At 70.6% G+C, this 8,956-nt stretch carries 8 protein-coding genes; 7 read left to right on the top strand and 1 reads right to left on the bottom strand.

Annotated features, from left to right (window positions below; genetic code table 11):
- On the top strand, positions 1–339 hold a 339-nt coding region (locus ACWDX9_RS54985), incomplete at its 5' end, for a helix-turn-helix domain-containing protein (protein WP_449970493.1).
- 10 nt (positions 340–349) lie between these two features.
- On the opposite strand, the gene ACWDX9_RS54980 is transcribed toward ACWDX9_RS54985, so the two are convergent.
- On the bottom strand, positions 350–1,504 hold the full coding sequence (locus ACWDX9_RS54980; protein ID WP_363972344.1) for an ROK family transcriptional regulator: 1,155 nt from the start codon (positions 1,502–1,504) through the stop codon (positions 350–352).
- Between the two features lie 166 nt (positions 1,505–1,670).
- Between ACWDX9_RS54980 and ACWDX9_RS54975 the strand changes: the two genes are divergently transcribed.
- The 6 genes from ACWDX9_RS54975 to ACWDX9_RS54950 all read left to right on the top strand — a co-directional run.
- Positions 1,671–2,972, top strand: a complete 1,302-nt coding sequence (locus ACWDX9_RS54975; protein WP_449970489.1) for a glycoside hydrolase family 36 protein — start codon at positions 1,671–1,673, stop codon at positions 2,970–2,972.
- The gene (locus tag ACWDX9_RS54970) at positions 2,969–3,895 is read left to right on the top strand and encodes a carbohydrate ABC transporter permease (RefSeq protein ID WP_449970486.1); all 927 of its coding nucleotides are present in this window, start codon (positions 2,969–2,971) and stop codon (positions 3,893–3,895) included. The genes ACWDX9_RS54975 and ACWDX9_RS54970 overlap by 4 nt, the downstream gene beginning before the upstream one ends.
- A 7-nt stretch (positions 3,896–3,902) precedes the next feature.
- Complete coding sequence (locus ACWDX9_RS54965) at positions 3,903–4,712, top strand: carbohydrate ABC transporter permease (protein ID WP_364260482.1); 810 nt, start codon at positions 3,903–3,905, stop codon at positions 4,710–4,712.
- 14 nt (positions 4,713–4,726) lie between these two features.
- Positions 4,727–6,031 (top strand): ABC transporter substrate-binding protein, encoded by a 1,305-nt coding sequence (locus tag ACWDX9_RS54960; RefSeq protein WP_449970483.1) that lies wholly within the window; start codon positions 4,727–4,729, stop codon positions 6,029–6,031.
- 8 nt (positions 6,032–6,039) lie between these two features.
- The gene (locus ACWDX9_RS54955) at positions 6,040–7,584 is read left to right on the top strand and encodes an alkaline phosphatase D family protein (RefSeq protein WP_449970480.1); all 1,545 of its coding nucleotides are present in this window, start codon (positions 6,040–6,042) and stop codon (positions 7,582–7,584) included.
- A 10-nt stretch (positions 7,585–7,594) separates the two neighbouring features.
- A partial coding sequence (locus ACWDX9_RS54950; RefSeq protein ID WP_449970477.1) for an NEW3 domain-containing protein occupies positions 7,595–8,956 on the top strand: 1,362 nt, incomplete at its 3' end.

Below are 8,956 nucleotides of genomic sequence, written 5' to 3'. Positions count from 1 at the left end.
CCGGACGAGGGCGACGAGCGGGTACGCCGGGCGCTCGCGCTCATCGCCGCCGAGCCCGGCGCGGCGCACTCGGTCGCCTCGCTCGCGCGTGCCGTCGCGCTCTCGCCGTCCCGCTTCGCCCACCTGTTCGCCGCCGAGACCGGGCGCACCCCGATGCAGGCCGTCCGCGAGGCGCGGGTACGGCACGCCGCGAGCCTGCTGGAGGTGACGGACCTGGACGTGGGGCAGGTGGCGGCGGCGTCCGGCTTCGTCAGCCCGTTCCACTTCAGCCGGGCCTTCAGCCGCGAGTACGGCCTGCCACCCCGCGACTACCGCGCCCGCCGCCGCCCGCCCTCCTGACCCAAGGGTGTCAGCGGGTGAACGGGAGGGGGCCTCTGTCGGGGGTGAAGAGCTGGTCGTCGAGGTGGTCGACCGCGTAGTCGATGGCCCCCACCACCACGCACTCGTCCCCCAGCGTCGACGCCCGCACCTCCGGCATCCGCATGCACGTACGCTCCAACCGCTCCCGCAGCCGCCCCAGCAGCACGTCGGAGGAGCGGGAGAAGCCGCCGCCCAGCACCACCATCTGCGGGTCCAGGATGAGCACCATCGCGGCCGTGCCCACCGCGAGGTCGTCCACGTACCGCTCGACGGCGGCGAGCGCCACCGGGTCCCCGTTGCGGGCGGCGGCCAGCGTCCAGCCGGCCGCGTCCTCGGGCGGCGTGCCCTCGGGGAGGGACGGGCAGGTGTTGAGGTGCTCGGCGGGGTCGTACCAGCGGGCCTCGGGCAGCATGGAGATCTCCCCGGCCGCCGCCCCGAACCCCCGGTGCACCTTCCCGCCGATGATCAACCCGGCTCCCATGCGCCGGCCGACGTGCATGAACACCACGTCCCTGGCGCCCTTGGCCACCCCGCGCCGGGTCTCGGCCATGGCGGCCAGGCGGCTGTCGTTCTCGATGAGGATCTGGCAGGGGAACATCTCGCGCAGCTTGCCCGCGAGGTCGAGGTCGCGCCAAGCGGGCACGGCGGCCGAGTAGATGACGCGGCCCTCGACGTCGATCACGCCGACCGTGCCGACCGAGATCATCCACAGGTCGGAGACCGACGTACGGCTGAGCGCCAGGCAGCCGGAGACGGCGCGTTCGATCGCCGCCAGCCGCTCCTCGATCGGGTCGTCGGGCAGCACCGGCTGCCTGGTCTCGGCGAGGATCTCGCCGTCCAGGTCGGACAGGGCGGCGCGGATGTTGTGACCCCCTATGTCCACCCCGACCAGGTAGCCGCTGTCGGCGCGGAAGCGGTAGCGGCGGGCCGGCCGGCCCATCGTGCCGGGGCTCGGCGGCACCTCCTCCACCCAGCCCAGGCCCATGAGCTCGTCGGTGACCTCCTTCATGGACGGCCGGGACAGGCCGGTACGCTCGGCGAGCGCCGACAGGGTGAGCGGCCCCGCCCTGCGCAGCTCCCGGATGGCCGTCAGCGAGTTGAGCTGCCGCAGCCGGGACAGGTCGCCGCCGCGAACGTCCGCCATCGCCGTCCTTAAGTAGGTCTCCTCTGTAACCAGAGATTATGCCAGCGATTGACGGCTGTACGCGCCGCCTCCACCTCCTGTTATTACGGCAAAAATCCGTCATTGACCCCGCCGGAGAGCCGGTGCTACTAATGAAGTGCTCCTTCGTAAGTCGAGAGGATTGAGGATGTCGTTCGAAGACATCGGCGAGATCAGGTGCGGCCCTGGCGAGGCGCGGGTGTTCGAGCACGGCTGGCAGTCGTGGAGCCCCACCGGCGCGTACCGCCTGACGGACGCCCCGCCCCGGCCCGCCGACGAGACCATCCAGATCCTCGCCTACCGCCCCGAGACCCCCATCCCCCAGGGGGTGTTCCAGGGCGAGGGGCTGCTGGCCGTCGAGCCGGGCGACGGCTCCGTCGAGCTCTGGTCCGCGCCGACCCCCCTCCAGGTGCCCTCGATCAGGGCGCGTGAAGAGGGCGGCCGCCTGGTGATCTCCGCCGACGGCCCGGTACGCCACCACCGCGCCGAAGGCGGCCTGGACCAGGCCCTGCGCGACTGGGCGGACACCATGACGGAGAAGCGGACGTTCCCAGCCGTCCCGCCCATGTGGTGCACCTGGTACGGCTACTGGGACAAGGTCACCGACGCCGACGTCATCGAGAACCTCCAGCGCTCCGAGCGCCTCGGCCTGGGCGCCGACATGTTCCTCGTCGACGACGGCTACGAGGCCGAGATCGGCGACTGGCTGGAGGGGCGGCCGGAGTTCGGCTCGCTGGCGCGGGCCGTGGACGCCGTCACGGGCGCCGGGCGGCGGGCCGGGATCTGGACCGCGCCGTTCCTCGTCGGCCACCGCAGCCGGATCTTCCGCGAGCACCCCGACTGGCTGGTCCGGGACGCGTACGCCGGGCGCATGTGGGACCAGGAGCTGGCCGTGCTCGACGTCACCCACCCGGAGGCGGCCGAGCATCTCGTGAACGTCTTCCGCACGTTCAGCGCCATGGGCATCAGCCACTTCAAGCTCGACTTCATCTACGCGGGAGCCCTCGCGGGCGGGCGGCACGAGGACCTCGACCCGATCGCCGCGTACCGGCGGGGCCTGGAGCTGATCCGCCGGGGCGCGGGCGCGGACGCCACCCTGCACGGGTGCGGCGCGCCCATGCTGCCCAGCATCGGCCTGGTCGACGTCATGCGGGTCAGCCCGGACATCGCGCCGACCCTGCAGCCCAAGTCCGGCGACATCAGCCAGCCGTCCCAGCTCGGCGCCCGGCTCACCGGCGCGGCCCGCGAGTTCCTGCACGCCCGCTGGTGGGTGAACGACCCCGACTGCATCATCCTGCGCCCCGAGGTGGAGGCGCGGGAGGAGTGGGCCGCGCACATCGCCGGCACGGGCGGCCTGCGCGGGTCGAGCGACCCGATCGCGGCGCTGGACGACTGGGGCCTGGAGACGACCAGGCGGCTCATGGTCCCGACGGCGACGGACCCCTCGTGACCGCCCACATCGCGCGGAGCAGCCTGGTGGCGGAGGTCAAGGTGGCCAAGAGGCGGGGGAGCGGCTGGCACGCCTACCTCTTCGTCGCCCCCAGCCTCTTCGGGGTGATCGCGTTCCTCCTGCTGCCGATGCTCATCGTGCTCGTCCTCAGCCTCTTCGACTGGGAGCTGCTCTCGTCCCCCGAGTTCGTCGGGCTGGACAACTACCGCCGACTGGCGGGGGACGGGCAGGCGTGGCACTCGCTGGGGGTGACGGTCGCGTACGTGCTGCTGTGCATCCCGCTCCAGACCGTGCTCGCCCTGGCCCTCGCCATGCTGCTCAACCAGCGCGTCAAGGGCGTCAGGTTCTACCGCTCGCTCTTCGTGGTCCCCTGGATGGCCACGCCCATCGTCCTCGCCCTGATCTGGAACTGGATCTTCGACCCTCGCGAGGGCGCCATCAACAGCGCGCTCGCGCTGGTCGGCGTCACCGGCCCCGACTGGCTGTCCGACCCCGCGTGGGCGCTGCCCGCCGTCGCGCTGGTCAGCATCTGGCAGTACACCGGCTACAACATGCTGTTCTTCCTGGCCGGCCTGCAGGGCATCCCGAAGGAGCTGCACGACGCGGCCGAGACCGACGGCGCGACCCCGGCCCAGCGGTTCTGGCGGGTCACGCTGCCGCTGCTCAACCCCACGATGTTCTTCGTCAGCGTGACGAACCTGATCGGCGCCTTCCAGGTGTTCGACACGGTGTTCGCGATGACGGACGGCGGCCCCAGCCACACCACCGAGGTCCTGAACTTCCGGATCTACCAGACCGCGTTCAAGGAGTTCGACTTCGGCTACGCGGCCACGCTGTCGACGCTGCTCTTCCTGATCATCTTCCTGGTGACGATGGCGCAGGTCAGATTCTTCGGCAAGCGCACCACCTACGACCTGAGCTGAGAGACTCGTGGCCAAGCGAATTTTCCTGTACGCCGTGCTCGCCATCGGTGCGTTCGTCTCCGTCTTCCCGTACCTGCTCGTGGTCCTGACCGCGTTCAAGACGCAGGGGCAGCTCAGCGAGACGGCCCCGTGGCTGCCGGGGCTGCCGCCGACCACGGACAACCTGGCGAAGATGCTGGCCGGCGACTTCCCCCGCTACCTGCTCAACACGGCCGTGATGACGGCGCTGCTGACGGCCGGGCAGCTGGTCTTCACCACGTTCGCCGCGTACGCGTTCGCCCGGCTCCGGTTCAGGGGCAGGGACGCGCTGTTCTGGCTGTTCGTGGCCACGATGATGGTGCCCAGCGCCGTCACCATGATCCCGCTGTTCCTGATCATGCGGCAGCTGGACCTGGTCAACACCTGGTACGGCCTGCTCGCCCCGTACGTGCTCGGCACCCCGTACGGGATCTTCCTGATGCGGCAGTTCTTCAAGACCCTGCCCGCCGGCCTGGAGGAGGCGGCGCGGATCGACGGGGCGGGCCCGCTCACGATCCTGCTGCGCGTCATGCTCCCGCTCTGCCGCCCGGCGCTCGGCACGCTGGCGATCATCACCGTGATCTCGTCCTGGAACAGCTTCCTCTGGCCGCTGATCATCACCAGCGGCGACGACACCAAGGTCATCACGGTGGCCATCGCCACGCTCAAGCAGGGCATCGGCGTCGACTACAACCTCATGATGGCCGGCAGCCTGATCGCGCTGGTCCCGATGGTGGCCATCTTCATCTTCTTCCAGAAGCACATCGTCAGATCCGTGGTCCTCACAGGTCTCAAGTAAGAAGAGGTCAGCGAATGTTGCGCAACCCCCCGATTCGCTGGGCGCTGCTCGGCGCCGCCCTGCTCGCCCTCACCTCCTGCGGTTCGGGCTCGGGCGGCGGAGGCGGGTCCGATCAGGTCACGTTGACGTACCGGCTCTGGGACGACCAGCAGAAGGTCGGCTACGAGAAGGTCATGGCGGCCTTCGAGAAGGCCAACCCCGGCATCCACGTCAACATCGAGCTGCTGCCGTACGACCAGTACTGGACGAAGCTCACCGCCGACGTCGTCGCGGGCACCGCGCCGGACGTCTTCTGGATGACCCCCACCCAGTTCCCCGAGTACGTCACCAAGGGCGTCCTGTCGCCGGTCCAGGTCGACGCGTCGAAGTACCACCAGACCGTCGTCGGCTCCTTCACCTACGAGAACAAGCTCTACGGCGTCCCGAAGGACTGGGGCATCGTCGGCCTGCTCTACAACAAGGACCTGTTCAAGCAGGCCGGCGTCGAGATGCCCGACAAGCTGACCTGGGCCAAGGACGGCACCGGCACCCTGCTCGACACCGCGCGCAAGCTCACCGTGGACGAGGCCGGCAAGCACCCCGGCGACGCGGGCTTCGACCCCGCCAAGGTCAAGACGTACGGCTTCGCCTCCTGGAACCACTACCAGACGCAGTGGATGAACTGGGTCAGCTCCAACGGCGGCAAGCTCGTCGACAAGCCCTTCGGCAAGTACGCCTTCAACGACCCGGCGTCGGTCGAGGCGCTGCAGTTCGGCGTGGACCTGGTCAACAAGCACCACGTCGCCCCGCCCGCCACCCAGACGAACCCGCCCACCGGCAAGATCACCGACATGTTCAAGGCGGGCAAGGTCGCGATGTTCCCCGCCAACAACGCGCTGCTGCCGTTCGTGGCGCCGGAGGCCACGTTCGAGATGGGCGTCGCGGCCATGCCCGAAGGGCCGCAGGGCCGCTCCGTCAACCTGAACGGCCTGGCCGAGGCCGTCTACGCCAAGAGCAAGCACCCCAAGGAGGCCATGAAGCTGGCCGAATACCTCGGCACCCAGGAGCCGCAGAAGATGATGGCCGACGGCGGCTACGTCTTCCCCGCGCTCAACGGCCTCAGCCAGGGCTACGTTGACTACTGGAAGGCCAAGAAGATCGACGTCACGCCCTTCGAGCAGGAATCCACGGGCTTGACCTTCCCGCTGCCGATCACCACCGGCTTCACCGGCTTCGAGACCAAGCTCAACCAGATCTTCAACGAGATGTACCTCGGCAAGCTCACCCCCAAGGCCGCCGCCGACCAGGCCGTGGCCGAGGGCAACGCCACCGTCAAGTAAGGACCCCCATGATCACCCGGCGTTCACTGTTCGCCGGGGGCGCGAGCCTGGGCATTTCCGCCGCACTGGGTGCCGAACCCGTGCGCGCGGCCGTCCGGCGCGCCCCTCTCACCGACCCCTTCCAGCTCGGCGTCGCCTCCGGCGAGCCCACGCCCGGCGGCGTGGTCCTGTGGACCCGGCTCGCCATGAACCCGGTCGCCCTCGACGGCCTCGGCGGAATGCCGGATCGCCCGGTGCCGGTCCAGTGGCAGCTCGCCAAGGACGAGAACTTCCGGCACGTCGTACGGAGCGGCGCCGAGGTGGCCCGCACCGACGCGGCCCACAGCGTGCACGTCGAGCTCGACGGCCTCCAACCGGGCGCCGAGTACTTCTACCGCTTCAAGGCCGAAGGCGAGCTCAGCCCCGTCGGCCGCACCCTCACCGCACCCGCCCCCGGCACCCGCAGCCGGGCACTGAACCTGTCCTTCACCTCCTGCGCCGACTACCAGGTGGGCTGGTTCACGCCGTACCGCAGGATGGCCGAGGACCAGCCCGACCTGATCGCCTTCCTCGGCGACTACATCTACGAGTACGGCGACTACAAGTACCCGGTCCGCGACCAGGCCGGCGGCGAGTGCTTCGACCTGGCCGGATACCGGTTACGCCACGCCCAGCACAAGGCCGACCCCGAGTCGCAGCTGGCCCACGCCATCGCCCCCTGGGTCGTGGTGTGGGACGACCATGACATCGAGAACGCCTGGGCCGGCGACGTGCCCGAGCAGCCCGACCCGCCGTTCCTGGCCCGCCGGGCCGCCGCCTTCCAGGCGTACTACGAGAACATGCCGCTGCGCCGCGCGCAGAAGCCGAACGGGTCGGCGCTCAAGCTCTACCGCAGCATCCGCTGGGGCGCGGTGGCCAACCTGCACCTGCTCGACACCCGCCAGTACCGCGACCTGTACGCGTGCACCGGCAAGAGCGGCACCGTCGGCCCCGACTGCCTCGACCGCCTGGAGCCGAACCGCACGATCCTGGGCCGCGACCAGGAGGCCTGGCTGGACGGCGAGCTGCAGGGCTCGCACGCCACCTGGGACCTGCTCGGCCAGCAGGTCTTCCTCATGGAGATGGACTGGACGAACGGCGAGGGCAAGGGCTACTCGAACGAGGGCTGGGACGGCTACGTCGCCTCCCGCAACCGCCTGACGGCCGCCATCGACACCTACAAGCGCAACGCCGTCGTGCTCACCGGCGACGTGCACAGCCACTGGGCCGGCGAGGTCAAGCGCGACTACCAGGACCCGGAGTCGAAGTCCGTGGCCGTCGAGCTGGTCACCACGTCGGTGACGAGCGCCGGCAACGGCCTGGACGAATACCCCAACACGCAGGTGCTGCTCAACGAGAACCCGCACGTGAAGTTCTTCAACGGCCGCCGGGGCTACGTGCGCACCAAGCTCACCCAGCAGGAGATGAAGGTCGACTTCCGGTCGCTGTCACGCGTCACCGAGCCGTACGCCCCCGCCTACACCTCCGGCTCCTTCGCCATCGAGCCGGGCGCCGCCAGACTCAACCCCGCCTGACAGGACTCCCATGCGCATCCTCACGGCCGCCGCCGCGGCGGCCCTCCTCGCCATGCCCTTCGTGCCGTTAGCCGGCGCCGCCGAAGCGGCGGCCGGCCCGCCGATGGGCTGGAGCAGCCGCTCGCTCGGCTGCTCGGTCTCCGAGTCGTCGGTACGCAAGGCCGCCGACGCCCTCGTGCCCCTCGTCCCGCTCGGCTACCGGTACGTCATCGTCGACGACTGCTGGCTGGCTGCGCAGCGCGCGGGCGGAGCCCTCGCCCCCGACGCCACCCGCTTCCCCGGCGGCGTCAAGGCCCTGGCCGACTACGTCCACGGCAAGGGCATGAAGCTGGGGCTGAGCCTGTCGGCGGGCACCAAGGCGTGCTCCGGCGGCGGCCCCGGCTCGTACAAGAGCGAGGCCGCCGACGCCGAGCAGCTCAAGGGCTGGGGCGTCGACTACGTCAAGTACGACTGGTGCAACATCCCCACCGCCGACTTCCCCGGCCAGAACGTGCAGCAGATCGCCCAGGTCCTCTACCCCCGCATGCGCCAGGCCCTCGGCGCGGACGTCGTGTTCGCCATGAACAACGAGGACGGCAGCACCGTGCCGTGGCTCTGGGGCAAGGGCGCGGGCGCCACCACCTGGCGGACGAACGTCTACAACCGGCCCATCCCCGACACCTACGCCACGATGGTGGACATCTGGGAGACCAACCAGCTCAGGGCCGAGTACGCGGGCCCGGGCAGCTGGGCGGACCCCGACCTGATCCAGGCCGGGCGCGGCGGGATGACCGAGGCCGAGTACCGCTCCCAGTTCACCCTCTGGGCCGTCGGCGCCGCGCCGCTGATCCTGCAGGCCGACCCGGCCGCCGCGCCGCCCTCGGTCGTGGCCAACCCCAAGGTCGTCGCTGTTGATCAGGACTCGCTGGGCGTCCACGGCACGTTCGTCAGGACCGACGGCTGGTACCACGTGCTGTCCAAGCCGCTGGCCAACGGCGACCGGGCCATCGCGCTGTTCAACGAGAGCGACCGGGCGGCCACCATCGCGACCCGGCTCGGCGGCTCGCGCTACCGGGTCGAGGAGCTGTGGAGCGGCGCGGTCGCCTCGTCCAAGGGCGAGCTGTCGGCCCAGGTCCCCGCGCACGGGGCGCTGCTCTACCGGGTGAGCGAGAGCCGCGAGCAGGCGCCGCCGCTGGTGACGTTCGAGGCCGACCCGCCCCAATTCCTCGGCGACGACCGGCCCTCGGTGCTGGAGCCGGGCAAGGCCGGCGAGATCGTCACCCGGGTCACCAACACCGGGGCCACCGCACGGCTGCGTGACGTCGAGGTCGCGGCCCGCGTACCGGACGGGTGGCAGGTCGCCGCGCGCACGCCGGCCCGGGCGAGCCGGCTC

It is taken from the genome of Nonomuraea sp. NPDC003201 (assembly GCF_053590415.1).
Note: the sequence above shows the minus strand (reverse complement) of the source record. Positions and strands in the feature narration are given on the sequence as shown.

What these genes read in the sequence shown, in the direction of transcription:
- ACWDX9_RS54980 (WP_363972344.1), bottom strand. Translation starts at nt 1,504, where the DNA reads ATGGCGGACGTTCGCGGCGGCGACCTGTCCCGGCTGCGGCAGCTCAAC.
- ACWDX9_RS54975 (WP_449970489.1), top strand. Translation starts at nt 1,671, where the DNA reads ATGTCGTTCGAAGACATCGGCGAGATCAGGTGCGGCCCTGGCGAGGCG.
- ACWDX9_RS54960 (WP_449970483.1), top strand. Translation starts at nt 4,727, where the DNA reads ATGTTGCGCAACCCCCCGATTCGCTGGGCGCTGCTCGGCGCCGCCCTG.
- ACWDX9_RS54955 (WP_449970480.1), top strand. Translation starts at nt 6,040, where the DNA reads ATGATCACCCGGCGTTCACTGTTCGCCGGGGGCGCGAGCCTGGGCATT.